Here is a 25,095-nt window from a genome sequence, read left to right as displayed (position 1 = left end):
CACGTGTCCCCACACGATAGCCGAGGCCCCGCCACGCCGGGTTTTCCGCCAGGATGGGGGTGGACCGTGCATCGCTGGCACGGTCCGACACGACGAGGGGGCTGGAGTCATGTCCGATTGGCACACACCGGGCGGTGCGCAGCAGGGTGCGCCGACGCCGCCGGCGTCCGGACCGGCGCAGGGACCAGGACCCCTGCCTGGAGGCCCGCCCCGCTTCTCCGTGCCGCCGCAGCCCGCCCCGGGGCCGGGTCCGGGGCGACCGGGCGGCCCGTCCGGCGGCTCGCGTCCGGTGATCCCGCTGCGCCCGCTCGGCCTCGGGGACATCCTGGCCGGCGCCTTCACGGTCTTCCGCCGGAACGCCCGCGTGCTGCTGCTGTGGAGTGTGCTGTTGAGCGGTGTGCTCGGTCTGCTCTCGACGTTGGCCAGCACGTTCGGCCAGCAGGCGCTGCAGTCGCGGATGTTCTCGGCGCTCGACGGCGGCAGCGGTGCCGACTCGGTGGTCGCGGGCACGCTGACGCTCACGGCACTGCTCTCGGTCGTGCTGCCGTTCCTCGCCTACCTCGGTCGCGGGTTCCTGGTGGCGCCGGTCGCCGCGGACACCGGGCAGCGGGTGCTCGGCCGTCGCGCCACGTTCCGGGGGCTGTGGGCGCTGCTCGCCGGCCGCCGGTGGTCCGTCGTCGCGTGGATGCTCGTGCAGATCGGGGCCGGCGTGGTCCTCGCGATCCTGGCCGGACTCGTGTTCTTCGGGGTGTTCGCGGCCATGGGTGCCGCCGACTCCGGCACCGGGTGGTTCGTGCTGGCGCTCGTGCTGTTCGTGCTCGGCATCGGTGTCGTCGTCGTGTGGCTCGCCACGCGCTTCGTGCTCACCGTCCCGACCATCGCGCTCGAGGGCCGGCCGGTCTTCGCCGCAGCCGCACAGTCGTGGCGTCTGACACGCGGGGCCTTCTGGCGGACCTTCGGCATCCTGCTGCTCGTGCAGCTCGTGTTCGGGTTCGCGGCGTCCATCGCGTCGATCCCGCTCACCATCGGCGCCGTGCTCATCGGGGGCACCTTCGACCCCCTCGGCCAGACGGGAGGCACGTCGGGAGTCGGCACCGGTGCGGTCATCGCCATCGTCGTCGGCAGCCTGCTCGCGATCGCGGTGCAGTGCATCACCGACGTGCTGAGCGCGTCGATCACCACGTTCCTCGCCGTCGACCGGCGGATCCGCACCGAGGCCCTCGACCAGCGGATCGCGTCGCACCTGGACTCCGGGCAGCCGGCCGACCCGTTCGCGCCGTCCGCGCCCGTCGCGCGCCCGCCGTGGCCGCCGCAGCAGCAGTGGGGCGGTCAGCAGTGGCAGGCGCAGCAGTGGCAGGCGCAGCAGCAGCCGTGGCAGCCCGGTCAGCAGCAGCAGCCGTGGCAGCCCGGTCAGCAGCAGCAGCCGTGGCAGCCCGGTCAGCAGCAGCAGCCGTGGCAGCCCGGTCAGCAGCAGCAGCCGTGGCAGCAGGGTTCGGGCCAGGCGCCGCCGGACGGCTCCGCGTGACGGCGGTCGACCCGGACGAGGCGCGTCGCCTGCTCGAGCGCGAACTCGACCGCGCCGCCTACGACGGTGCCCGGCCGACGTGGTGGGACCGTGCCTCGCGCTCCTTCCTCGACTGGCTCGGGTCGCTCCGTGCCGACGGCCTCGACTCGCCCGCTGCGGCACGCACCGCGCTCGTGATCGCGATCGTGGTGCTCGTCGCCGTCGTCGTGCTCGTCGTCGTCGCCCGCGGGCTCCCCCGCCGACGCGCCCGGGCCGGTGACGGCGACACCGGCGGGGTGTTCGACGCCGACGACCTGCGCTCCGCCCGGGAACTCCTCGAAGCGGCCCAGGCCGCCGTCCGTCGCGCCGACTGGTCGGCAGCGGTGCTCGACGGGTTCCGCGCGATCGCCAGAGGGCTCGGCGAACGCGACCTGGTGCCCGACGTGCCCGGAGCCACCGCGCGGACGATCGCCGCACGGGGCGCCGTGCCGTTCCCCGCATCGGCGGGTGCGCTCGATGCGGCAGCGACGGCCTTCGACGCGGTCCGGTACCTCGGTGCCGAGGCCGACGAGGCCGCTGCCCTCCGCGTGCTCGACACCGAGCGCTCCGTCCGGCAGGCCCGGCCCGCCCGGGCCGACGGACCGGTGGTGCCGGCATGACGACCGACACCGCCACGCGGACGAGCGCCGGGCCGGCGCGGGCTCACGCTCCGGCTCCGGCCGAGGGACGCCGGTTCCGCGTCGGGTTCTGGGTCGCCATCGTCCTGGTCGGCGTCCTGCTCGCCGCCCTGACCGCCCTCGTGCAGGGCACCGACCCGGACGCACCGCGCGCACTCGACCCGACCTCGACGACGGCCAGTGGTTCGGCCGCCCTGGTCCGGGTGCTCGAGCAACGGGGCACCGCGGTCTCCGTCACCGACACCGTCGACGGCGTCGGCGGGATCGACGGCGGCACGGTGTTCATCGACGACGCGGACGGTGCGCTCGACCCGGCCGTCGCGGAACGCATCGCCCGCACGGCCCGGCACGTCGTGGTCGTGGGCACGAGCGGCGCCGGACTCGAGGCACTCGGACTCCGGGTCGACCCGGCGGTCCAGGTCGACGGTGACGCCACCGTCTCGACGGCCTCGTGCGGGATCCCGGCGGCGGCCTCGGCAGGCCGGGTCACCACCGCCGGCTCCGGGTACACCGTGCACGACGACGCCGCCGAACGGTGCGCGCCGACGGGCGAGGGCGGCTCCCGGGTCTGGGGCCTCGTGCGCACCGCCACGCCCGGCGGCGACGTCACGCTGCTCGGCACCACCTCGGCGTTCCGGAACGACACGATCGCCACCGCCGGGAACGCCGCGCTCGCCCTCGGCCTGCTCGGCGCCGACGAGCGGCTCGTCTGGTACACCCCGGCCGTCGGCACCCCCGACGCCGCTCCGACCCTCGGCGAGCTCGCCCCGCCGTGGGTCCCGAGCGCGCTCGCTCTGCTCGCCCTCGTCGCCGTGGCGGCCGGCGTCTGGCGGGGCCGACGGCTCGGCCCCCTCGTCGTCGAACGGTTGCCCGTCGTCGTCCGTGCTGCCGAGACCACCGAGGGGCGCGCCCGGATGTACGCCCGCACCCGCGACCGCACCCACGCCCTCGACACCCTGCGCGTCGCCGCCGTCCGCCGCATCGGCAGGATGCTCGGTCTGCCCCGCTCGGCACACGTCGACGAGGTCGTCCGGACCGCGGCCCAGGCCACCGGCATCCCGCACACCCGTGTCGGAGCCCTGCTCGTCGGCGGGACCACCGACGACGACCGTGCGCTCGTCGACGGCACCGCCGCCCTCGACGACCTCGAACGCGCCGTCCGCCGGGCGACCTCCGGCGACCGACCGACCTCCGACCCCGACCGACCAGGAGCACGACCGTGACCGACCTGCCCCCTGCCACCACCGAACACACCGCACCGGAACACGACCCCACGTCCTCGGACGGTTCCGACCTGCGCGACGCGTTCGGCCGGGTCCGCACCGAGGTCGCCAAGGCCGTCGTCGGCCAGGAGGGCGCGGTCTCCGGCATGATCGTCGGACTCCTCGCACAGGGGCACGTGCTGCTCGAGGGCGTCCCCGGTGTCGCGAAGACCCTGCTCGTCCGCAGCCTCGCCGCCGCGATGACGCTCGACACGAAGCGCATCCAGTTCACCCCGGACCTGATGCCCGGCGACGTCACCGGGTCGCTCGTCTACGACGCCTCGACCGGCACGTTCCCGTTCCGCGAGGGTCCCGTCTTCACGAACGTCCTGCTCGCCGACGAGGTCAACCGCACGCCGCCGAAGACCCAGTCGGCCCTGCTCGAGGCGATGGAGGAACGCCAGGTGAGCGTCGACGGCGACGCCCGGGCGCTGCCGAACCCCTTCTTCGTCGCCGCGACGATGAACCCGATCGAGTTCGAGGGCACGTACACGCTGCCCGAGGCGCAGCTCGACCGGTTCCTGATGAAGCTGACCCTCGACATCCCGCCGCGCGACGTCGAGTGGCAGGTGCTCCGACGCCACGCCGACGGATTCGTGCCGCGCGACGTCCGGTCGGCCGGCATCATCCCGGTGGTCGGCGTCGACGAGGTGGTCCGTGCGCAGCGTGCCGTCCGCGGTGTCGGGGCCCGCGACGACGTGCTCGCGTACATCGTCGACCTCGCCCGCGCCACCCGGCAGGCACCGTCCGTCCGCGTCGGCGTGAGCCCCCGCGGTGCGACGGCACTGCTCGCGGCCGCCAAGGCCTGGGCATGGCTCACCGGCTACGACGCGATCACCCCGGACCACGTGCAGGCCATGGCCCTGCCGGTCTGGCGGCACCGCCTGCGGGTCGCCGCCGACGCGGAGCTCGAGGGCGTCGGCGCCGACGGCGTGCTCCAGCAGGTGCTCGAGCAGGTGCGGGTGCCGATCTAGTGGCGGTCTCCGGCCGGTTCGTCGCGCTCCTCGCCGTCGCCCTCGTGCCCACCGTGCTGCTCGGCAGTGGGTGGGCCGGTCTGGCGTGGGTCGGGGTGGTGCTGCTCGCCGCGGCGCTCGACGTCGTGCTCGCCGCCGACCTGCGACGGGTCCGCGTCGAGCGTCGGATGCCGCGGCTCGCTCGGCGCGACAGCACCGCGGACGGCACCCTCGTGCTCGCCAACGACGGCGCCCGGACGATCCGCGGTGTGGTCCGGGACATGTGGGAGCCGTCGGCCGGACACCGTCCCCGTCGGATCCGGATGACGGTCCCCGCCGGGGAACGTCGGACGGCCCGGATGCGGTTCACGCCGTTCCGTCGTGGTCGCCGCCGCACCACCGGGGTCGCCGTGCGGTCCTTCGGTCCCCTGGGCCTCGCCGCACGGCAGCGGGTCGTCGCGGCCCCGGGCGAACTGGTCGTGACGCCGCCGTTCCGCTCCCGGCGGCACCTGCCGTCACGGTTGGCACGTCTTCGTGAGCTCGACGGCGAGACCACGCTGCAGCTCCGCGGGCACGGCACCGAGTTCGACTCGCTGCGCGACTACGTGCGCGGCGACGACGTGCGGTCGATCGACTGGCGCGCGACCGCGCGGCGGCAGGACCTCGTCGTCCGCACCTGGCGACCCGAACGCGACCGGCGCGTCGTCGTCGTGGTCGACGCGGGCCGGGCGGGTGCCGGCCGCGTCACCGACGAGCCCCGACTCGACACGTTCATCGAGTCGGCGCTGCTCCTCGGCGCCCTCGCGGCTGCCGCCGGTGACCGCGTCGACCTGGTGGTCCTCGACGACACGGCACACGACCGCGTGCACGGCGCCACCCGCGCCGACGTCGTGCAGCGCTTCGGCGAGGCCCTCGCGATGGCCGAACCCGGGCTCGCCGCAACCGACTGGGCATCCGTGCCCGCGCTCGTCGACTCGATCACGACCTCGCGCGCCATGGTCGTCCTCGCCTCGAGCCTCGACTCCGTCGGTGCCTCGGGCGACCTGCTCGCCGTGCTCCCCCGGCTGTCCCGGCGGCACGCGGTCGTCGTGACGAGCATCGAGGACCCGGCCGTCCAGCGGATGGCGCGCGGCGGGGTGGACCCGACCACGGCGATCCGCACCGCGCGCGGCGGACGGGTGCCGGGCCTCCCCACCGGCGCGGAGCGCGACGTCTACCGACGCGCGGCCGCCGAGCGCACCCTGCTGGACGCGGACGGTGCGGCCGACGTCGCACGGCGCTCCGGCGCCGAGGTCGTGCGCGGCGCACCGGCGGACGTCCCGCCGCTCGTCGCGGACGCCTACATCCGTGCGAAGGCCACCGGCCGGCTCTGAACCGGAACGGACGTCAGCCGGCCACCAGGGCGGTGGAGCCGCGCTCGAACTCCTCGAGGTCGCCGCGCTCCCCCGCTCGGTACGCGCGGCCGCCGAGCACCCACTGGTAGGCGAGCACCGCGACGAGGGCGACCGTGCCGATGCCGATCTTGATCGGCCACGGCCAGTCCTGCCGTGTCACCACGCCCTCGACGATGCCGGACAGCAGCAGGGTCAGGGTCAGGCCGATCGCGATGGTGATGAGGGCGCGGCCGTCCTCGGCGAGGGCCTGGGCGCGCGTGCGTCCGGGCCCCGGTGCCACCCACGACCAGAAGATCATCAGCCCCGCACCGCCCGCGAGGAACACCGAGTAGAGCTCGAGCTGTCCGTGCGGGGAGATGTAGAGGAAGAAGTCCGCCAGGCGGCCCTGGGAGTGCATGATCGCCGCGGAGACCCCGAGGCTGACGGCGTTCTGCATGATCGAGAACGGCACGAAGACCCCGGTGATGCCGAACGCCACCATCGTCGCGGCGATGTAGGCGTTGTTCGTCCAGACCTGCGCGGTGAAGGCCCCGAGGCCACGGTCGGAGTAGTAGTCGACGAAGTCCTGCGTGGCGTACCGGCGCAGGGCTTCGTCGCTGCCGAACGTCGCCGTCGCACCTGGGGTGGTGGTGATCCAGACGGCGACGATCGCCGCGATCGCCACCGTCGCGAGCGCGACCCAGATGGTCACCCAGCGGATCCGGTAGAGCGCGGCGGGCAGCTGCCGCGTGAAGAACAGGGCGACCGCGGTCAGCGGGTCGACGGGGGTGCCGGTGAAGCGCAGGCGGGCGCGGAACAGTGTGAGCGAGAGCCGGTCGCCGGTCACGGTGCGCGGTGCGGCGCCCCGGATGCGGGCGAGGTCGGTCGCGGCCTCCTGGTAGCCGGCGACGAGCCGGTCGACGTCCGCGCCGGACCGGTGACGGGCACGCGCCAGACGGTCGAGCTCCTGCCACCGGTCACGGTGCACCTCGGCGTAGGCATCCAGGTCCACGTGTTCCCCCTCAGATCGCGCGATCTCCGACAGAATGATCCCATGCCGAAGCCCCGCACGCCGCGTGACCTCGCCGACGCCCGGTTCTCGCGCGACCTCGACGAGACCGCCGACGAGCTGGTGGTCGGCGAGGGCGTCGCGCTCGACGTCCAACCCGCCGGACTCGTGCTGCGGCTCGCGGCCGCCCTGCTGGACGGCCTGTGCGTCATCGTCCTGTTCGTGCTCGCGCTGTTCGGCGTCTCGCGGCTCTGGCCGAGGGGACTCGAACCGGCCTGGGGCGCGGCGCTCGGCATCGCGCTGCTCGTCGTCGTGCTCGTGCTGGTGCCCGCGGCGGTCGAGACCGTGACGAAGGGGCGGAGCGTCGGACGGTTCGCCACCGGCACCCGCGTCGTCCGGCTCGACGGCGGTGCGATCGGCTTCCGGCACGCCTTCACCCGGTCGCTCGTCGGCCTGTTCGAGCTCTGGATGACCTTCGGGTCGGTCGCCCTGCTCGTCGCACTGTTCGGCAGTCGGCCGCGGCGCCTCGGGGACCTGCTCGCCGGCACGATCGTGCAGCACGAACGCCTGCCGAAGCAGCGGGACCCCGAGGTGCTGCTGCCCCCGGAGTTGACGGCGTGGGCCGGCGTCGCGGACGTGTCGGCGCTGCCGCAGCGGTTGGAGAACCGCCTGGGTGCGTTCTTCCGCGGGGCTGCACTGATGCGCCCCGAACTGCGCGAGGCGGCGGCCCAGACCCTGGCGGCCGAGGTGTCCGCGTTCGCGAACCCCGTGCCGCCCGTGCCGCCCGAGGTGTTCCTGGCCGGGGTCGTCGTGCTGCGGCGTCGACGGGACGTGCGGGCGCTGGGGGCCCGCGCCGAGCTGCTGTCCCGGGCGGGGGCGACCGCGGCGGCTTCCCCGCCGGGGTTCCCGCGCTGACGCGCACCGCGGCGCGGCGCTGGGACTGCTCGCACGACACCGGTGTTCGCACTCCGAACACCCGCGTGCGGGGGTGCAACGTGCGAACACCGGTGTTCGGCGGAAGCGGCAGCCCCGCCGCGCTCAGTAGCGGTAGTGGTCCGGCTTGAAGGGTCCCTCGACGGGGACACCGATGTACGCAGCCTGCTCCGGACGCAGCGACGTCAGCTGCACCCCGAGGGCATCGAGGTGCAGCCGTGCGACCTTCTCGTCCAGGTGCTTCGGGAGCACGTACACGCCGGTCGGGTACTCCTCGCGCCGGGTGTGCAGCTCGATCTGCGCGAGCACCTGGTTCGTGAACGAGTTGCTCATGACGAACGACGGGTGCCCGGTCGCGTTGCCGAGGTTCATGAGCCGACCCTCGGACAGCACCAGGATCGATCGCCCGGTCGGCAGCCGCCACTCGTGCACCTGCGGCTTGATCTCGACCTTCGAGACGCCGGGCAGCGCCTCGAGCCCCGCCATGTCGATCTCGTTGTCGAAGTGCCCCACGTTCGCCACGATGGCCAGGTGCTTCAGCCCGAGCATCTCGTCGACCCCGACGACGCCGAGGTTGCCGGTGCACGTGATGACCATGTCGACGGTGTCGACGACGTCCGCCAGGCGCGCGACCTGGTAGCCGTCCATCGCCGCCTGCAGCGCGCAGATCGGGTCGACCTCGCTGACGATGACCCGGGCTCCCTGCCCGCGGAGCGCCTCGGCCGCACCCTTGCCGACGTCGCCGTAGCCGACGACGAAGGCGACCTTGCCGCCGATGAGCACGTCGGTGGCGCGGTTCAGGCCGTCGGGCAGCGAGTGCCGGATGCCGTACTTGTTGTCGAACTTCGACTTCGTCACGGAGTCGTTGACGTTGATCGCCGGGAACTTCAGCTCGCCGTTCCGGAACAGCTCGTACAGGCGGTGCACGCCCGTGGTGGTCTCCTCGGTGACGCCCTGGACGTCGGCGGCGATGCGGGTCCAGCGGTCCGACGAGGTCTCGAGCGACCGCGCGACGGTGTCGAGCACGATCTTCCACTCGGTGCTGGCGTCCGGTTCGGCCACCGGAGCGGCACCGGCCGCCTCGGCGTCGGCACCGGTGTGCACGAGCATCGTGGCGTCACCGCCGTCGTCGAGGATCAGGTTCGGCCCGGTCCAGCCGGCACCCGCGGCGGCGGCCTCGTCGCTCCAGTCGAAGATGCGGCTGGTGCACCACCAGTACTCCTCGAGCGTCTCGCCCTTCCACGCGAACACCGGCACGCCGGCGGGGGCCTCCGGGGTGCCGGTCGGCCCGACGGCGACGGCGGCCGCGGCCTCGTCCTGGGTGGAGAAGATGTTGCAGCTGGCCCAGCGCACCTGCGCGCCGAGGGCGACGAGCGTCTCGATGAGCACAGCGGTCTGCACCGTCATGTGCAGGGAACCGGCGATGCGCGCGCCGGCGAGTGGCTGCGACGCGGCGAACTCGTCACGCAGGGACATCAGGCCCGGCATCTCGTTCTCGGCGAGGCGGATCTGGTGCCGGCCCGCTTCGGCGAGGGACAGGTCGGCGACACGGAACGCAGCAGCGGTGCGGGTTTCGGTGGGCATGCCCACCAGTCTTCCATGCCGGGAGGCGCGGATCACCAGCAGATCCCGGTCACGTCCCACGGGCCTCCGGTCCGACCACCGCGGCACGTCGCGGACGCGAGCCGTCAGTCGGCGTCGCGCGGCAGCGGCTCGCGCCGCACCACCTGCCAGCCGCGCGGGACGCGCAGGGCGGCAGCGTGCCGGGCGCAGAGGTCGTAGCCGTGCGGCTCGACCCGGGTCGACAGCGGCCCGACGACGACCATGGAGTCGCCGTAGTCGTACGTCAGGGTCGACGAAGCACTGTTGGCACACGCCACCTTGCTGCAGATCCGCACGTCCATCTCGACAGGGAGCCTAGCGGAGCGTCCGGCGCGTACCCGTCCCCGCGTACGATGTGGGGATGCGTCGGAAGCCTCGCCTCGTCACCCCGGTCGACCGCGCTCGGGGGCGCTCCCGGCACGGCCGCGGTGGGCGTTCGAGCGTGACCGGGCCCGAGCTCGCCCCGATCATCACCCGTGCCGAGGCGTTCGACCGGATCGTCGGCGACAGCGCGCACTACCTGCTCGGTCTCTGGCCCGAGGAGCTCTCCGGCGTCGTCTTCCAGGTGGCGGACATGCCCAGCGACACCTCGCTGCCGGAGGAGATGCCACGCTGGCGGATCGACCGCGACAGCCGCCGCGTGACCGTCTTCCGGATCCCCGTCGAACGGGTGAACCGGAGCCCCGAGAAGGACGACTCGGACCGCCGCATCATCATCGAGACCGCGGTGTTCCGCGCGGTCGGCGAGCTGATCGGCAAGGACCCGTGGGACCTGGCACCGGACCGCTACCGCCACTGGTGAGCCGCCCGCGCCGGTGCGACCGCGCCGGCCGTCGTGCCCGGCGTCAGGGGTAGACGCGGACCGGGGTGGAGACGTCGGTCGCCGGCCGCACCGGGAACCCGGCGATGCCGTCGGCCCCTCGGTAGGTCACGCCCGCGACGATGCCCTCCGTGCCGGTCAGCGTGAGCTGCTTCGCGGTCTGCACCGGGAGCGTCACGGTCGCACCGGACAGGATCTCCAGCGTCCGACGCTCGTCGCCCGACCGCACCGTGACGGAGCGGTCCTGACGGGTGGGGTTCACGAAGTTCAGGCGCACGCCCTCACCCGGGGCGATGGCGGTGATCGTCCGGTCCCCCAGCGGCTCGGCCGAGGCGAACCACCCGAGGTCGGTGCCGCTGCTGGCACCGTCGGTCGGCGTCGTGGTGCGTGCACCGGTGACGACCGGCTCGGTCGAGGTGACGGTGAACGAGTACCGGCCGTCCGGGAAGTCGTCGAGCGCGACGTCGGTGACGACCCCGGGCTCGGCGGTGGCGTTGACGGTCGTGCCGCCGCCGTCGGCCGTGCTGATGCCGAGGGTGACGCGGGCCGACTTCGTGCCGGGGACGAACAGCCGGACGATCGGCGCCGCGTCGGCCGTGTCGTCCCCGCGCTGGGCGGCCTGCGCGTCGGCGAGGGCGACGGCGGGGATGACCTGCGAGCGGGACGGGGCGGCCCCACCGGAGACGATGTCGTAGCCGCCCGGGGTGAGGGTGCGGACGACGGACTCCTGCATGTGCGCGACGATCTGACCGCCGGACGACGTGACGTGCACGACGGTGGAGGCGGCGTCGGACACGAAGCCCGACAGCGGGACGACCTTCTGCGTGTTCGGCGCGACGACGATGCCGGTGGTCCCGGGCGCGCTGACCGTCCCCGAGCCGTCGAAGATCGTCAGGTCGACCGTGGCGTTCACGTCGGTCGGGTTCGAGAGCGTGACGAGGCTCGTCCGACCGGTCTCCGTCGAGCCGCCGACGAGCCACGTGGACTGGGTCGGGTCGTCGCACGAGGCAGCACCCGCCCCCACCAGGTCGCCGCTCGAGACGCTCTGGAAGCTGCTGCCCGCGACCTGCGGCGTCGTCTCGCCAGCGGGGGCCGTCAGGAGCCGGGGGTCGCTGCCGCCGGTGGTGGAGGGGTCGAGCGAGGACCGCTCGACCGTCGAACCGGTCGTCGCCGTCGCGACGGTCGCGGTACCGACGGTGCTCGCCTGCGTCGCGTCGTTGCCGGCGTCGTCGGACAACCGCAGCGCACTGCCGGCGCAGACGCGCTCGGCGGCCGCGGGGACCGGCGTCACGGTGCGCCCGGCCGGTCGACCCGGTTCGGACTCGGTGCCGATGGCGTGGGCCGCGGTGACGGCACCCGCGGCGACGACGACGGCGACCGCCGTGGCGGTGCCGCGGACGATCCAGCGCCGGACCGAGGACGGGTTGGTGCTCATTCGTCGCGCTCCTCGTCGAAGGTGGTGGCGGGTTCCTCGGCCTCGATGACGCTCGAGGTGGCACGGCGGCGGCGCGGGGCCGTCGGGACCGCGAGCAGGGCCGCGGCGCCGAAGACCACGCCGAGCACGACGAGGTACAGCACGTGGGTGGCCTGGGTCGCCGCGGAGCCGGAACGGGTGCGGTCGACCTCGCCCTCGTAGTGGAACAGCTGCCCGTTGGTGGTCTCGCCGATGCTCGTGAAGAGCGCGTTCTGGCCGATCGCACCGGCGGCCCGGTCGTGCACCGTCTGCGCCTCGGGGTCGTCACCGGCGTCGTCGATGAGCACGAAGCTCACGCCGAGCTCGCGGAGCGCCGGCCGGGGATCGTACCCGCTGCGGCTCGCCAGGTTGCCGGCGAGCGTGGTCAGCCGCGCGCCGGACTCGCTCAGCCGGAGTGCGGTCGCGTCGAGCGTCGACTGGTCGTCCAGGGTGGACCCCTGCCCGCGCTCGAGCGTGACGGCGAGCGAACCGTCGTCCTGCGGGACGACCACGAGCGTGCCGACGTCGGGGTTCGCCTGGGCCTCGGCGTTGACGTACGCGCTGAGCACCCGGCCGGTGGTCGGCTCGATCGTGGCGGTGCCGAGGTAGAACGCCGCGAAGGCCGGAGCCACGGCCACGCCGGCGAGCACGGTCGCGACGAGCCCGGTGACCGGAGCGGCCTTCGGCAGCACGTCGATGCCGATGCAGGCCGCGACCACGAGGGCGAGCCAGTACACGGACAGACCGCTGCCGGGCCAGACGATGGTGGTGGTCGAACCGACACCGGTGACCGTGACGTGGGTGGCGGCGAAGGCCGTGGCGAAGCCGAGGAGCGCGATGACGAGCGCCGAGCCCGCGACCGCCCAGCGGTGGCCGAGCATCGCCCCGATCGCGGCGGCGGCCACGGGGAGCGCGAGGACGGCCATCACGATCGGCAGGACCGTCGCGACCAGCGCGAGTCCGGACGTCGCGGGGAGCCAGCCGCTCCAGTCGGGCAGGGGCTGCCCGATGGCCAGCTGGAGCGCGGACGGCGCCCGGGTCGCGGACGGCGCGCCCGGGTCGGCGAACACCGCGAGCAGGTTGCCGCGTGCCGCCTGCGCCAGGATCAGCGGCAGGAAGAGCACCGCGGTCGGCACCGGGATGAACAGACGACGGTGGGCCCGGCGCCAGCCGACCAGGAGCGCCACGAGCCAGCCGACCAGCAGGACCGGCAACAGTGACGGTGCCGAGGCGGCGACGACGGCGAACAGGAGCGACGCACCAGAGGCCCAGGCCCACGAGCGGTGCGCCTCGAGCACGGCGACGAACAGCCACGGCAGCACCAGGTGCGCGATCACGGCGCCGAGGTGTCCGGTCGTCACCGCGCCGACGAGCGACGGGGCGATCGCGTACAGCGACGCACCGATGACCGGCACCCAGGTGCGGGTCGTGACCTTGCGGACCGCGAACCAGGCGCCCAGTGCGGACAACGGGAACGCGACGAGCATGACGAGCACGACCGCGGTGGAGGGCGACCAGAACACGATCGAGCCGAGCACGGCGAGCACCGCGGCGAAGGGGTCGGACGGGCCGGTGAAGCCCGTGCCGAGCGAGTGGAAGCCGTACCCGACGTTCTGCCAGAGCTGTCCCGGGGTCGCGGAGAGCGGCAGGAGTCCCCCGCCGGTCAGGGCCGGCGACCCGAGCAGCGGGTAGAGCGTCACGACGCTGAGGACCGCGGCGGCCAGGACCACCCAGATGCCGCCGTCGCTCAGGAACGACGCCCGGGCGATCGGGGCGTCCTCCGCCCGGGCGAGTTCGACGTCCCGCGAGGTGGTGCGGTGTTCGTGCACACGACGCCAGCTCACGCGGAGCGGTTCGACCGCCGCCCAGCCGAGCTTCTTCGTGCGGGCGAGGTTCTTGCGCGCGCGCCCCGTGCCACCACCGAACGCGACGGCGAACGCGGCGGAGAGCTCGGGGACCACGGCGGCGGGGTGCTTCGCGACCAGGTGCCCGAGCGCGCGGCCGATCGCGAACGGCACGAGCGTGAGCCAGTGCAGCCAGACCAGCGCGGCGGGCGCGTACGTCATCCGACGGTGCAGCTGCGCCTGCCGGTGCATCCGGACGCGCCGCGCCTCGGACACGCGCTTGCGACCGAACTCCTCGATCGGTCCGGCGCTGGTGACCCTGGCCTCCGGCACGAGGGCGACGCGGTGCCCGGCGAGGCGGACCCGCACCGAGAAGTCGAGGGCCGCGTCGACGTCCGGCAGCGCCGGGTCGAAGCCGCCGAGCTCGTTCCAGACCGAGCGACGCACGAGCATGCCGCCCGCGGCGACACCGAGCACGTCGGTGTTGCGGTCGTGCTGGCCCTGGTCGAGTTCGTCCTGCACCAGCACGATCGACCGGCCGAAACGGGTCATGCTCTCGCCGAAGTCGCGGATGACCGAGGAATCGTCGTCGGCGACGAGCTTCGGACCGGCGACGACGACCGACGGCGCGATCTCGACGGCGGACAGCAGGTCGGCGAGCGCGGTCGGTGCCGGCGCGTTGTCGTGGCCGAGGATCCACAGCCACTCGTCGACCGGCTCGTCGGTCGCCGCTGGCGGCGCGCTGCGCTCGCCCTGTCGGACGGCGTCACCGAACGCGGTGCCGGCGGGCAGCCGGACGAGCTGGGCAGACCCGCCGAAGGACAGTTCGGCGGTCGATCCGTCGGTCGTGCCGACGTCGACGACCACCAGGTTCTCGGGGTGGCGGGTCTGGGCGGCGAGCGCGTCCAGGGTCCGGTCGAGGTGGGCCGCCCCGTTGGCGGCGACGAGGATCGCGGTGACTCTGGGCTGCATGACGGGCGTCACTCTACGGTCTGGAGGCGCGGTGTCGGCTGCGGACGGCGGCGCGCCGTGAACCTTTGGATGCGCTCACTGCACGGCGCGGGACGGGCGGAGGTGGCCGCCTTCCGGCGCCTTCGTCGCAGGCTCCTCAGGGGCGCAGTCGCACGGCGCTGGCGCGCCGAGAACGCTCCTACGCCCGTTTCCGCAGCTTGCGGCGTTCGCGCTCGGAGAGGCCGCCCCAGATGCCGAAGCGTTCGTCGTTCTCGAGCGCGTACTCGAGGCACTGCGCCCGGACCTCGCACGAGGTGCAGATCTTCTTCGCCTCGCGCGTGGAGCCGCCCTTCTCGGGGAAGAACGCCTCGGGGTCGGTCTGCGCGCAGAGCGAGTCGACCTGCCAGGCGAGCGGGTTCTCCTCGTCGTCGGTCTCCGGACGTCGGACTCCCGGGACGCCGAGCGCCACGGGATCGACGTGCCAGTCCTCCGGAACTCCGGCGTGGAACTCGGAACCGTTCACCCTGATCACCCCTGCCGCCTCGACAACGAACCCCAACTCTTGCGGCCGTTGCCTGTAATTACAGCGGTGTCATTCGCCTGAGTCAAGTCGCGGATCATAGAAGGCACTGACCGCTCCAGCGTGTCATGTCCCCCGTTTGGGCGTGTCGGACCGCTCGGGTGGGCGTTCCGGGGGACAACTGACTCGTCCTCAGGCGCTCAGGAGGCGCTGCGACGGGCCTCCCAGGCGCTCGACACCATCTCGTCCAGGGAGTGCCGCATGGCCCACTCGAGGTCACGGGCGGCGGCTTCGCCGGTCGCGACGATGCGGGCCGGGTCGCCGGGGCGTCGCGGCGCGATCTCGGGGTCGAAGGCGATCCCGGTGCCCGCCGCCATGGCGTCCATGATCTGCCGGACGCTCACGCCGTCGCCACTGCCGAGGTTGTAGGCGCGCTCGAGCGGCTCCCCCGCCTCGAGCTTCCGCGCGGCCACCGCGTGCGAGTGCGCCAGGTCGGCCACGTGCACGTAGTCGCGCACGCAGGTGCCGTCCGGGGTGGCGTAGTCGTCGCCGTTGATCCGCGGCGTCCGGCCGGCGAGCAGCGCGTCGAAGACCAACGGGAACAGGTTGTGCGGGCTGGCGTCGTACAGGTCGGGCTCCCCCGAGCCGACGACGTTGAAGTACCGGAGCGACGTGGTGGTGAAGCCCGCGGCGACCTCCATGTCGCGCAGCAGCCACTCGCCGATGAGCTTCGACTCGCCGTAGGGCGACTCCGGGTTCTTCGGGGTGGACTCGACCACGGTCTCGACGTCCGGCGTGCCGTAGACCGCCGCGCTCGACGAGAAGACCGCCTTGGTGACGCCGGTCTCGGCCATGGCGCGCAGCAGGGTCGCCATGCCGGTGACGTTCTGCTCGTAGGTGTGCAGCGGGCGCTCGACCGAGACGCCGGCGTACTTGAACCCCGCGACGTGCACCACGCCGGTGACCTCGTGCTCGCGCAGGGTGCGTGCGACGAGCTCACCGTCGAGGATCGTGCCCTCGACGAACGGCACGTCGTCCGGGACGAACGCGCGGAAACCGCTCGACAGGTCATCGAACGCGACCGTGTCGATGCCGGCCGAGCGCAGGGCGCGGACGACGTGGGACCCGATGTACCCGGCACCGCCGGTGACCAACCAACTCATGCTCGCCACGCTAGCGGACGTCGGCGACGCCCCGGTGGCGGTGTGCGGCTCCACGCCACGGTGTGCGCGCCCGCGCCGGCCTCGGCGCCGGTCCGCTCCCCTAGGCGCCGGTGGCGATGAACACGGTCGACGTGATGCCGCCGGAGGAGTCCGCCTCGACCGTCACGTCGCCCTCGTCCGGCGTGATGAAGCACGACTCGCCCTTGCGGAGCAGGGTCGCCGAGTGCGCGCCGACGAGCGTGACGACGCCCTCGGTGCAGATCGCGATCGACGGCCCGTCGATCGGAGCGAGCCCGCCCGTGCTCAGTCCCACCGGGCGGCCGTCGCCGTCCACCCGCAGCAGTGCGAAGCCGACGCCGTCCGGCGCGAACCGGTCGACGCCCGGGGCGATGCGCTCGGGCTCGAGGACCGGGGCCGGGTACGCGGAGAAGTCGAGCACCCGCAGGAGCTCCGGCACGTCGACGTGCTTCGGCGTGAGCCCGCCGCGCAGCACGTTGTCCGACGGCGCCATCAGCTCGATGCCGAGTCCGTCGAGGTAGGCGTGGATGTTGCCGGCGGGCAGGTACATCGCCTGCCCCGCGGCGAGCGTCACCCGGTGCATGAGCAGGGAGACGACGATGCCGGGGTCGCCGGGCCAGCTGGTGGCCAGGTCGCGGACGGTCGCCGTGTTCGGGGTGAGCAGGTCGTCGTCGAGCGAGACGGCCAGGTCGCTCGCGGCCTGCACCACGGCGAGCGCGGACTCGTCGGCCGTCTCGAGCCAGCGGACGGTGTCCTCGAGCCCGTGCAGCAGGTGCACTTCCAGCGGACCGAGCCGTCCGGTGCCGGCGTCGAGCACGCGCACCTCGGCCAGGGTCTCCTCGACGGGGCGGAAGCCGCTCAGCGCCTCGAACCGTTCGCTCAGCGCGACGACGAGCTCGGGCTTCGGGAACGGGTCCTTGTAGTTGCGGGCCGGGTCGTCGAGCGCGATCCCGTCGCGCTCCTCGCGAGCGAACCCTTCCTCAGCCTGCTCCGGGGTGGGGTGCGCCTGCAGCGACAGCGGTGCCGCCGCCGCGAGCACCTTGAGCAGGAAGGGCAGGCCGGTGCGGTCCGGACCGAGTGCGGTCTCCGGCTCGTCGGCGATCCAGTCGCGGAGCGTGTCGGCCCCGCCGACCATGGCCGGGTTGACGACGACACTGGGGCTGCCGGCGTGGGCGCCGAGCCAGAGCTCCGCCTGCGGGGCACCCGTGACGGTGCGGCCGAGGAGCTCCGGGATCGCGGTGACCGAACCCCAGGCGTAGTCGCGGGGGGTGTTCGTGATGCCGAGGAACATGGGCCAGAGCCTACCGGCGCTGCCGAGGGAGTCCTGCGGACGGCGACCGGCCGGTAGCCTGGCGTCGTGACGAACACCTGGCCACTGGCGCGCGGGACCGTACCGGAGCGCGAGGCGTTCGCCTTCGGGGCGACGACCCTGTTCGTGCTGTTCGCGGGCGACGCCGTGCCGAACACCCTGACCTGGGTCGGGGCCGGCGTCCTCTGGGCCCTCGTCGCGGCGTGGGGCATCACGATCCTGGTCCGGGCGAAGCCGCCGCTCGTCCGCACCCCCTGGGCGCTCTGGGCGTTCCTCGGCTGGTGCCTGGTGACCCTGGTCTGGTCGCACTGGCGGTTCGCGACGATCTCGAGCCTGACCGTGCAGGTGATCTGCGCAGCCGTGGCGTTCACGATCGCGTCGACCCTGACGTGGCGCCGGATCACCGATGCCCTGAGCCTCGCGCTCCGCTGGGTCCTCGTGCTCTCGCTCCTGTTCGAGGCCGCCGTCGCGGTGTTCGTCCGGCACCCGATCGCCCCGATCTGGACGGACTACGGCGACCGCGACGTCCCCGACGCGTTCTACTTCTCGCGCGCCGAGCTCTTCACCGGAGGCCGGATTCAGGGGCTGCCCGGCAACGCCAACCTGCTCGCCATGGTGGCCCTGCTGGTCGCCATCGTGGTCGCCGTGCAGTTCGCCGAGGGCCGGATCCGCCGGAACCAGGCGATCGGCTGGCTCGTCGTCGCGGCGCTCGGCTTCGTCCTCACCCGCTCGTCGACGGTCATCGCCGCCGCGCTCGTGGTCGCCGTGGTCGCGCTGGCCGCCGTCTGGATGCGCCGTGTGCCGACGGAGCGCCGAACCCCGCGCTACCTGCTGCTCGCGGTGGGTGCCGTCATCGTCGCCGTCGCCGCGTTCGTGCTGCGCGGCCCGGTGTCCGAGCTGCTCGGCAAGGGCTCGGACGCCACCGGGCGCGGGGAGATCTGGGCCAAGGTGCTCGGCCTGATCGACCAGCACCCCGTGGGCGGCTGGGGCTGGATCGGGTACTGGTGGCCGGGCATCCCGACCCTCGCCGACCTGGCGCAGCGCAAGGGCGTCACCTACCTGCAGGCCCACGACGCCTACCTGGACGTCTGGATGCAGACCGGCGTCATCGGCCTGGTGCTCTTCGCGATCTACGTGGTCACGACGCTGTCCCGCTCGTGGGCCTGCGCGACCCGCATCGGGTACGACGCAGCGCTGCGTCCGCGGGCGTTCGACCCGGTGTCGCTCCTGCCGCTCCTGGTCGTCGCCGCCCTGCTCGTGCAGTCCGTCGCCGAGTCCCGCCTGCTCTACCAGGGGAACTGGGTGCTCTTCGCCCTGCTCGCCATCAAGACGCGCATCGTGCTGACCGGCGAGGAACCGGTCTCCACCGGCGACGGTCCGCGCACGCCGCCCACCAAGCGGGAGTTCCGCTGGGCAGGCACGCGCTGACCCGGACGCTCGCTCAGCGCGACAGCCACGAGCACGACACCGGGGACGACCACGGGTTCGACTTCACCCGGGCGACCTGGAGCGTCGGGTCCGCGTCGCACGCCTCCACCGCCGCCGGCAGCTGCCCCGCCCACACCGGCCCGCCGCTCCGCCGCGTGTCCGACGGCGCGACGTGCAGGACCGCCGACGCGACCACGGCGGTGACCACGCACCAACCGGCCAGCGCGCCGACCAGGCGACCGGGGCCTCCCGTCCGTCCTGCAGCACGCGACCAGCTGCGGGCGTCCACGAGCGTGGCGGCGGCGACGACGGCGGCGCTCACCAGCAGCAGGCCGGCGGCCGCGGCGTAGCGCTGCGGCGGCACGGCGGCCATGGCGGCGACCGGGGCCGCCCACCGGATGCCGTCGCCGCCGTTGGCGAGCAGGGCCGCCCACCACACCGCGACGGAGCCGACGGCGAGGGCCGCGACCATCCACCGGGAGCGCGCCCGCCCGACGACGACGGCCGCCACCAGGACGACGAGCAGCAGGGCTGCGGGCACCACGACCACCGCCCACCCGTGCTCGACCACCGCCGTCAGGACCGCGCCGAGGTCCGGGTCCCAGGTGCCCGCCACGGGCCGCAGCAGGTACCCCGCGAACACGTCGCGCGCCGGCGGCGACCCCGTGGCGAGGGCACGCGGACTCGTCAGGGTCGTCACGCCCTGCACCACCAGGGCGGCGACCACGACGAGGGTGACGGGCAGCGCGGTCCACCGGCAGGCCGGCCCGGGCGCACGGCCACGCGGCGTCCAGGCGAGGAGCAGGAGGGGCGCGAACAGGGCGGTGAGCGGTTCGGTGAGCACGGCCGCCCCCGCGACCACGGCGAGCGCCCCGGCCCCCCACCACGACCGAGCACGCCATGCGAAGACCCACGGCACCAGGACGAGCAGGAACCAGTGCAGGTTCGCCGCGTTGCCGCTGATCTCGTACGGGGCGAGCGGCAGGACGACGGGGACGGCGGCCAGCACCAGCCGCAGCGGCCACGGGCGGACGACCTCACGGGACAGCACGAACACCAGGGCGCACACCCCGCCGACGACGGTGCACGCGGCGAGCGCCACCACCTGCGCGTACCGCTCGGGCGGCAGCGCGTACCCGAGGTCGACGATGAGCCGTGGCAGCAGGTGCACGTACCCCGCGTAGGGGTGCAGCAGGGTGTCGACGGGCCCCATCGCGATCCGTTCGCGCAGGAACACGCCGCCGTCCTCGGCCCAGACGGTGTTCCGCGGTACCGGACCGAGCCGGTACCAGGCCAGGGCGGTCGTGAGCATGCCGACGACGACCGCGACGAGGGGGACGCCGGCGACCCTGCGCGCGAGGTCCATCCGGTGAGGATAGTTCGGTCATCGCGCATCGTCGATACAGCCACACCGCGATGCGGTGCGCTCGTCACAAGGTCGTGCGCCAAGATGGACGCGTGACGGACGGCCGGGTGAGCAGACAGGTGCTCGGGCGCCGGTACCTCTCCGCCTGGATCGGCTTCTCGGCCGGTGGACGGTTCAGCCAGGCGCTCGCGACGGTCATCGTGCTGTTCGGGTTCGGGCAACCCACGGTCGAGGCCCTCGTCGGCCGTGCGGGCACCTGGGCCGTGCTCGTGACGCTGTTCGTGCTCGCGGGACTGAGCCTGCTCGGCCAGCGGTACCGCATCGAGTGGCACGGAGTCCTCCCCCTCTCACTGCTGGCCTTCGTCGGCTACTGCGCGTTGAGCGTGCTCTGGAGCGAGTACTCCTGGGTGGCGCTCCGCGGACTGGTGCAGACCGTGTGCTTCATCGGTCTCGGGCTGTACCTCGCCCTCGGCCGCGACCTGGTGCAGGTGATCCGGGCCTCGGGGGACGCGTTCCGGATCCTGCTCGTGACGGCCCTCGGACTCGAGGTCCTGTCCGGCCTGGTCCTCGACGTCCCGTTCCCGGCGTTCGGCATCCGCGGCGACATCGCGTACGGCGGCCCGATCCAGGGCATCGGCGGTACCCGCAACTTCATGGGCTTCATCGCCGCGATGGCCCTGGTCACCTTCGTGGTCGAGTTCCTCACCCGGTCGGTCACGGTCTGGCGGGCGATCGCCTCGACCTCGCTCGCCGTCATCGCCCTGATGCTCGTGCAGTCCCCCATCACCGGGCTCGCGATGATCGCGCTCGCCGTCACCGCGCTGGCGCTCTGGTCACTCCGGCACGCACGACCGGCGACCAGACCGGTGGTCAACGGCGTCCTCGGCGCGGCCGTCCTGCTGACGCTGGCCGTCGGGGTGCTCGCCCGGCACCGCCTGCTCGCCGAGATCGGCGCGGCCGGCGGCACGGCCACCCGGACGGACCTCTGGTCCCAGATCCGGGTCCTGGTGGAGCGGTACCCGATCCAGGGCTGGGGCTGGGTGGGCACGTGGCCGACCGAGCCCGTCGTGCCCTACGTGACGCTCATCGACCCCGCCGGGGTCCGGTTCACCTCGGGCCTGAACGCCTTCGTGGACGCCTGGCTGCAGATCGGCTTCGCGGGCACGCTCATCCTCGGCATCACCGCGCTGCTCGCGTTCGCGCGGGCCTGGGTGACGGCGACGACCTTCCCGGGCGTGGCGTACGTGTGGCCGGCCGCCGTGCTCGTCCTGCTCGCCGTCACCAGCACGGCGGAGAGCTACCTGCTGCACGGCGCTGGGCTGATGTTCTTCGTGACGGTCCTCGTGATCGCCGCGCGGCGCCGCTCGTGGCGCCGGCACCTGCCGCGCGTGTAGCCGCGGTACGGCGCGACCCACCGACTGCCGGGAGGCCCGTCGCGGCACCGCGCCTCCGGGCCGTCACGCCGAACGTTCCTGGCGCGCGCTTCGTGAGCAGGGGAGGTCGCCTCCGCCGAGGCGACCCGACCGTTCCTGCTCACGGAGTGGCGGGGCGACGCGCGCTACGGGCGCGTGCGGCGGCCGAGGCGGCGCTGCACACCCCACCGGGTGACGCGGAGCATCGCCTCGAGGACGATGGACCGGCTCATCTTGGAGACGCCGTGCACGCGGTCACGGAAGCGGATGGGCACCTCGACGATGCGGCCGCCGAGGGCGTCCACGCGCAGCGTCATGTCCACCTGGAAGCAGTACCCCTTCGAGTCCACCGACCCGAGGTCCATCCGCGCGATGGCCGACGAGCGGTACACGCGGAAGCCGGCGGTGATGTCCCGCACGTCGAGCCCGAGCACCAGGCGGGCGTAGGTGTTGGCCCCGCGGCTGAGGACACGGCGCCGGAGCGGCCAGTCGACCACCGACCCACCGGCGACCCAGCGGGACCCGATCGCGAGCAGGACGGCGTCGGACGCGGTCACGGCGTCGACCAGGGCCAGCAACCGGTCAGCCGGGTGCGAGCCGTCGGCGTCCATCTCGACCAGCAGCGGGTACCCGCGCTCCAGACCCCACCGGAACCCGGCGACGTACGCCGTGCCGAGCCCGAGCTTGCCGGAGCGCTGCAGCAGGTGCACACGGTCGTCCGCAGCGGCCAGGGACCGCACGATGTCCCCGGTGCCGTCCGGGCTGCCGTCGTCGACGACGAGCACGTGGGCACCGGGCACCGCCGCCAGCACGGCGGCGGTGATCGCACGGACGTTCTCAGCCTCGTCGTACGTCGGGACGATGACGAGGGCGGTGGTCTCCCCCGGGGTCACCGGTTCAGACGCCGCTTCACCTTGCCGGCGACGCTGCGGGGGCCCTCGGTGCGCAGGTAGTGCACGGCACGGCCGAGGTCGTAGCGGACGCCCGAGAGCTTCTTGCGCTCCGGGACGCGGACGCGCATCTTGTGCGGCTCGATCGACGAGGCGGTGTCACGCACCGACTTGTCCGCAGCACGGATCGGGTTCCGGCAGAACTCGACGAGTGGCGCCAGGACGTTCTCCCACGTGAACTGCTCGCGCACGCGGTCGACGTTGCCGATGAACTCGGTGCGGGCCTTCTTGTCGAAGAGCGCCGTCTCGAGCGCGGTGGCCAGCCCGTCGACGTCCTGCTCGTGCACGGCGATGCCGAGCTTCTCCTCCGCGACGAGGTCGCCGAACGAGTCGCCGGCCGTCGTGACGATCGGCAGGCGTGCCCACAGGTAGTCGAGGATGCGGGTACGGAACGAGAACGTGGTCTCGAGGTGCTCGTAGTGCGTCGAGACGCCGGCGTCGGCCTCGAGCAGGTAGGCGCCGCGCTCCTCGTACGGGATCCACTGGTCGTTGAAGAACACGTGCTTGCCGGTCAGGCCGAGCGCGTCGGCCTCGGCGCGGACCTTCGCGACGATGTCCATCTCGGGGACGTCGGGGTTCGGGTGCTGCACGCCCATGAAGAAGAGCTTGACCGACGGACGGCGCTCGGCGAGCTGGGCGATCGAACGGACCAGGGTGATCGGGTCGAACCAGTCGTAGATGCCCCCGCCCCAGACGACGAGCTTGTCGTTCTTGCCGATGCCCGGCACGACGCCCTTGACGCGCTGCTGGTCGTGCACCGGCGGCGTCGAGGACAGGCCGAACGGCACGACGCCGATGAGCGAGCGCAGGTCGGCGTCGCGCGAGTAGGTGCGGGCGTTCACGCGGCCGGAGCCGGCGAGCTGGCCGAGCCAGAACATCCGCTGGCGCTCCGAGGCGCAGATGAAGTAGTCGCCGAGCTCGAGCTGGTGGTTCAGCGTGTCCGACGCGTCGAGGATCTGGCGGTTCCACTTGTCGACGTCGTCGCTGCGGCCCTGTTCGAGCTGCTCGAGGTGCAGCGGGTCGTAGACGTCGACGACCAGGATCTTGCTGGTCGACTCGAGCACCGGGAACAGCCGGAGCGCGTGACCCTGCACGATGATGACGTCGGCCCAGCCCTCGTGCTCGACCATCTGACGCGGGTGGCGGTGCGGGACGGTGACGACCTCGTACGACGGGTCGATCGACGACGAGCGGGTCAGGCTGACCACGCGGACGTCGTGCTCGGACGCCAGCTGCTTGGCCATCTGGGTGGCGCGGATCGCCGGACCGGCCATCTTCGCGCCGATCGAGTCGCCCGTGATGATCAGGACACGGCGACGGGTGCCGACCTCGAGCACGCCGAGGGAGTGCACGATCTTGTCGTAGCCGGCCAGGTAGTTCTCGATCGGGTACGCGGGCTCGTCGCGGTTGCCGAACAGGCGGAGGAGCTCGCGGTCGGACCGGACACGGGTCGCCTGGATCCGGCGACGGGACTCGGTCATCGACGGCAGCTGCTCGACGAACTGGTCGACGCCGTAGATGCCCGCCATGCTCGTCTTCGGCACCGGGATCGTCGGGACGCTGTCGTCGCCGGGGTTGCGCAGGTCGAGCTCGGTGGAGTCGAGCTCCCCGCGACCCACGGCACGGCGGACGGCGAGTGCCAGGGAACCGGGCAGCGCCGCGGCGAGCTGCTCGTCGCCGAGGTTCTTGTAGAGCGTGAACAGCGCGTTGCGTTCGAGCAGGTAGGTCTCGCGGAAGTCGCCGAACTTGTTCATCGACGCGTGGTGCTTGTGGAACGCGACGGACTTCGGCTGGTACCGGAAGCGCCAGCCGAGCAGGTTGAGCCGCCAGCCGAGGTCGACGTCCTCGTAGAACATGAAGTAGCGGTCGTCGAAGCCGTCGAGCTGCTCGAAGAGCTCTGCGCGGATGAACATCGCGGCACCGGTGCCGAACAGGACGTCGGTCTCGCTCTCCCACCGGCCGGTGTCCGGTGACCCGGCGAAGGGCTTGTAGCCCATGCCGTACCAGGTCATCGCGGCCTCGGTGAAGTCGACGTTGACGCCTTCCCAGTCGAGGACCTTCGAGGCGACGGCGCCGATGTCGGCACCGGAGGCGAAGGTGGCCATCGCCTCGCGCACCCAGCCGGTGTCCGGACGGGCGTCGTTGTTGAGGAACGCCACGACCTCGCCGGAGGACTTCTCGACGCCGAGGTTGCACCCGCCGGTGAACCCGAGGTTCGCACCCGCGTCGATCAGGGTGAAGTCGAGGGTCGAGGCCTGCAGACGTCCGAGGTGCTCGGGGCCCGAACCGTTCTCGACGACGATCACCTCGAGCTTGTCCTGCGGCCAGTCCTGCTTGCGGAGTTCCGCGATGCTCGTCAGGGTGTCGTCCGTGCCCTTGTAGTTCACGAGGATGACGGACACGACTCCCGGCTTGCGCTCTGTCACGCGAGTTCCTCCAGCAGCTGCCGCGCACCGGGCGCGGGTCGATGGCTCGGCCGACGGGGTGCCGCGGGCCGATGACACCCTACAAGGCGCGCCCACGGACTCCCTGTCGCCGCTGCGGATTC

The 25,095-nt window shown here is 73.1% G+C and carries 20 protein-coding genes; 9 read left to right on the top strand and 11 right to left on the bottom strand.

Annotation, left to right across the window (positions count from 1 at the left end; genetic code table 11):
- Positions 1-109 precede the first annotated feature (109 nt).
- From Q9R26_RS03605 to Q9R26_RS03585, 5 genes are read left to right on the top strand one after another with little or no spacing between them, the layout of a single operon-like run.
- Positions 110-1,525 (top strand): glycerophosphoryl diester phosphodiesterase membrane domain-containing protein, encoded by a 1,416-nt coding sequence (locus Q9R26_RS03605; RefSeq protein ID WP_311226559.1) that lies wholly within the window; start codon positions 110-112, stop codon positions 1,523-1,525.
- Positions 1,480-2,163, top strand: coding sequence for a DUF4129 domain-containing protein (locus Q9R26_RS03600; protein WP_311226558.1), 684 nt, complete (start codon positions 1,480-1,482; stop codon positions 2,161-2,163). The genes Q9R26_RS03605 and Q9R26_RS03600 overlap by 46 nt, the downstream gene beginning before the upstream one ends.
- The gene (locus Q9R26_RS03595) at positions 2,160-3,404 is read left to right on the top strand and encodes a DUF4350 domain-containing protein (protein WP_182065945.1); all 1,245 of its coding nucleotides are present in this window, start codon (positions 2,160-2,162) and stop codon (positions 3,402-3,404) included. Before Q9R26_RS03600 ends, Q9R26_RS03595 begins: the two co-directional genes overlap by 4 nt.
- 5 nt (positions 3,405-3,409) lie before the next feature.
- The gene (locus Q9R26_RS03590; RefSeq protein WP_396136814.1) at positions 3,410-4,417 is read left to right on the top strand and encodes an AAA family ATPase; all 1,008 of its coding nucleotides are present in this window, start codon (positions 3,410-3,412) and stop codon (positions 4,415-4,417) included.
- A complete protein-coding gene (locus tag Q9R26_RS03585; protein WP_182065946.1) occupies positions 4,417-5,769 on the top strand; it encodes a DUF58 domain-containing protein in 1,353 nt (450 codons plus the stop codon). Before Q9R26_RS03590 ends, Q9R26_RS03585 begins: the two co-directional genes overlap by 1 nt.
- Positions 5,770-5,782: 13 nt before the next feature.
- Here the strand turns inward: Q9R26_RS03585 and Q9R26_RS03580 are convergent, their stop codons facing one another.
- Positions 5,783-6,781, bottom strand: coding sequence for a stage II sporulation protein M (locus tag Q9R26_RS03580; protein WP_311226557.1), 999 nt, complete (start codon positions 6,779-6,781; stop codon positions 5,783-5,785).
- Between the two features lie 42 nt (positions 6,782-6,823).
- Between Q9R26_RS03580 and Q9R26_RS03575 the strand changes: the two genes are divergently transcribed.
- Complete coding sequence (locus Q9R26_RS03575; protein ID WP_311226556.1) at positions 6,824-7,693, top strand: RDD family protein; 870 nt, start codon at positions 6,824-6,826, stop codon at positions 7,691-7,693.
- Between the two features lie 123 nt (positions 7,694-7,816).
- Here Q9R26_RS03575 and ahcY read toward each other — a convergent pair whose 3' ends face one another.
- Both ahcY and Q9R26_RS03565 read right to left on the bottom strand, forming a co-directional pair.
- The gene (gene ahcY, locus Q9R26_RS03570) at positions 7,817-9,295 is read right to left on the bottom strand and encodes an adenosylhomocysteinase (protein ID WP_182065949.1); all 1,479 of its coding nucleotides are present in this window, start codon (positions 9,293-9,295) and stop codon (positions 7,817-7,819) included.
- A gap of 104 nt (positions 9,296-9,399) precedes the next feature.
- Complete coding sequence (locus Q9R26_RS03565) at positions 9,400-9,615, bottom strand: DUF3499 family protein (RefSeq protein WP_111039893.1); 216 nt, start codon at positions 9,613-9,615, stop codon at positions 9,400-9,402.
- A gap of 59 nt (positions 9,616-9,674) precedes the next feature.
- On the opposite strand from Q9R26_RS03565, the gene Q9R26_RS03560 reads away from it, so the two are divergent.
- Positions 9,675-10,115 carry a metallopeptidase family protein gene (locus Q9R26_RS03560; RefSeq protein ID WP_262138514.1) on the top strand — a complete coding sequence of 147 codons (441 nt, stop codon included), beginning with the start codon at positions 9,675-9,677 and terminating at the stop codon, positions 10,113-10,115.
- Between the two features lie 43 nt (positions 10,116-10,158).
- Here the strand turns inward: Q9R26_RS03560 and Q9R26_RS03555 are convergent, their stop codons facing one another.
- From Q9R26_RS03555 to manA, 5 genes are all read right to left on the bottom strand, one after another.
- Complete coding sequence (locus Q9R26_RS03555; protein WP_182065951.1) at positions 10,159-11,568, bottom strand: DUF5719 family protein; 1,410 nt, start codon at positions 11,566-11,568, stop codon at positions 10,159-10,161.
- Positions 11,565-14,402: a glycosyltransferase gene (locus tag Q9R26_RS03550; protein ID WP_311226555.1), complete on the bottom strand. Its 2,838-nt coding sequence runs from the start codon at positions 14,400-14,402 to the stop codon at positions 11,565-11,567. Before Q9R26_RS03550 ends, Q9R26_RS03555 begins: the two co-directional genes overlap by 4 nt.
- Positions 14,403-14,580: 178 nt before the next feature.
- Entirely contained in the window at positions 14,581-14,913 is a 333-nt protein-coding gene (locus Q9R26_RS03545; RefSeq protein ID WP_081827389.1) for a WhiB family transcriptional regulator, read from the bottom strand.
- A gap of 188 nt (positions 14,914-15,101) precedes the next feature.
- The gene (gene galE / locus Q9R26_RS03540; protein WP_110861386.1) at positions 15,102-16,064 is read right to left on the bottom strand and encodes a UDP-glucose 4-epimerase GalE; all 963 of its coding nucleotides are present in this window, start codon (positions 16,062-16,064) and stop codon (positions 15,102-15,104) included.
- A gap of 100 nt (positions 16,065-16,164) precedes the next feature.
- Positions 16,165-17,373: a mannose-6-phosphate isomerase, class I gene (gene manA, locus Q9R26_RS03535; protein ID WP_311226554.1), complete on the bottom strand. Its 1,209-nt coding sequence runs from the start codon at positions 17,371-17,373 to the stop codon at positions 16,165-16,167.
- Between the two features lie 66 nt (positions 17,374-17,439).
- Between manA and Q9R26_RS03530 the strand changes: the two genes are divergently transcribed.
- Positions 17,440-18,819 carry an O-antigen ligase gene (locus Q9R26_RS03530; RefSeq protein ID WP_259579312.1) on the top strand — a complete coding sequence of 460 codons (1,380 nt, stop codon included), beginning with the start codon at positions 17,440-17,442 and terminating at the stop codon, positions 18,817-18,819.
- A gap of 13 nt (positions 18,820-18,832) precedes the next feature.
- Here Q9R26_RS03530 and Q9R26_RS03525 read toward each other — a convergent pair whose 3' ends face one another.
- Positions 18,833-20,185: a hypothetical protein gene (locus Q9R26_RS03525; RefSeq protein WP_311226553.1), complete on the bottom strand. Its 1,353-nt coding sequence runs from the start codon at positions 20,183-20,185 to the stop codon at positions 18,833-18,835.
- A gap of 107 nt (positions 20,186-20,292) precedes the next feature.
- Here Q9R26_RS03525 and Q9R26_RS03520 point away from each other — a divergent pair, with 107 nt between their 5' ends.
- Positions 20,293-21,579, top strand: coding sequence for an O-antigen ligase (locus tag Q9R26_RS03520; protein ID WP_182065957.1), 1,287 nt, complete (start codon positions 20,293-20,295; stop codon positions 21,577-21,579).
- Between the two features lie 164 nt (positions 21,580-21,743).
- On the opposite strand, the gene Q9R26_RS03515 is transcribed toward Q9R26_RS03520, so the two are convergent.
- The gene (locus Q9R26_RS03515) at positions 21,744-22,490 is read right to left on the bottom strand and encodes a polyprenol monophosphomannose synthase (RefSeq protein WP_311226552.1); all 747 of its coding nucleotides are present in this window, start codon (positions 22,488-22,490) and stop codon (positions 21,744-21,746) included.
- Positions 22,487-24,973, bottom strand: a complete 2,487-nt coding sequence (locus Q9R26_RS03510) for a glycosyltransferase (protein ID WP_259579318.1) — start codon at positions 24,971-24,973, stop codon at positions 22,487-22,489. The genes Q9R26_RS03515 and Q9R26_RS03510 overlap by 4 nt, the downstream gene beginning before the upstream one ends.
- Positions 24,974-25,095 lie beyond the last annotated feature (122 nt).

The sequence above is a fragment of the Curtobacterium sp. BRB10 genome, assembly GCF_031844325.1.
GTDB classification, from domain to species: Bacteria; Actinomycetota; Actinomycetes; order Actinomycetales; family Microbacteriaceae; genus Curtobacterium; species Curtobacterium poinsettiae_A.
This window is presented reverse-complemented; position numbering and strand designations above follow the sequence as displayed.

Coding starts and splice junctions, on each gene's coding strand:
- Q9R26_RS03560 (WP_262138514.1), top strand. CDS start 9,675: ATGCGTCGGAAGCCTCGCCTCGTCACCCCGGTCGACCGCGCTCGGGGG.
- Q9R26_RS03525 (WP_311226553.1), bottom strand. CDS start 20,185: ATGGACCTCGCGCGCAGGGTCGCCGGCGTCCCCCTCGTCGCGGTCGTC.
- manA (WP_311226554.1), bottom strand. CDS start 17,373: ATGTTCCTCGGCATCACGAACACCCCCCGCGACTACGCCTGGGGTTCG.
- Q9R26_RS03575 (WP_311226556.1), top strand. CDS start 6,824: ATGCCGAAGCCCCGCACGCCGCGTGACCTCGCCGACGCCCGGTTCTCG.
- Q9R26_RS03550 (WP_311226555.1), bottom strand. CDS start 14,402: ATGCAGCCCAGAGTCACCGCGATCCTCGTCGCCGCCAACGGGGCGGCC.
- Q9R26_RS03555 (WP_182065951.1), bottom strand. CDS start 11,568: ATGAGCACCAACCCGTCCTCGGTCCGGCGCTGGATCGTCCGCGGCACC.
- galE (WP_110861386.1), bottom strand. CDS start 16,064: ATGAGTTGGTTGGTCACCGGCGGTGCCGGGTACATCGGGTCCCACGTC.
- Q9R26_RS03605 (WP_311226559.1), top strand. CDS start 110: ATGTCCGATTGGCACACACCGGGCGGTGCGCAGCAGGGTGCGCCGACG.
- ahcY (WP_182065949.1), bottom strand. CDS start 9,295: ATGCCCACCGAAACCCGCACCGCTGCTGCGTTCCGTGTCGCCGACCTG.
- Q9R26_RS03565 (WP_111039893.1), bottom strand. CDS start 9,615: ATGGACGTGCGGATCTGCAGCAAGGTGGCGTGTGCCAACAGTGCTTCG.
- Q9R26_RS03595 (WP_182065945.1), top strand. CDS start 2,160: ATGACGACCGACACCGCCACGCGGACGAGCGCCGGGCCGGCGCGGGCT.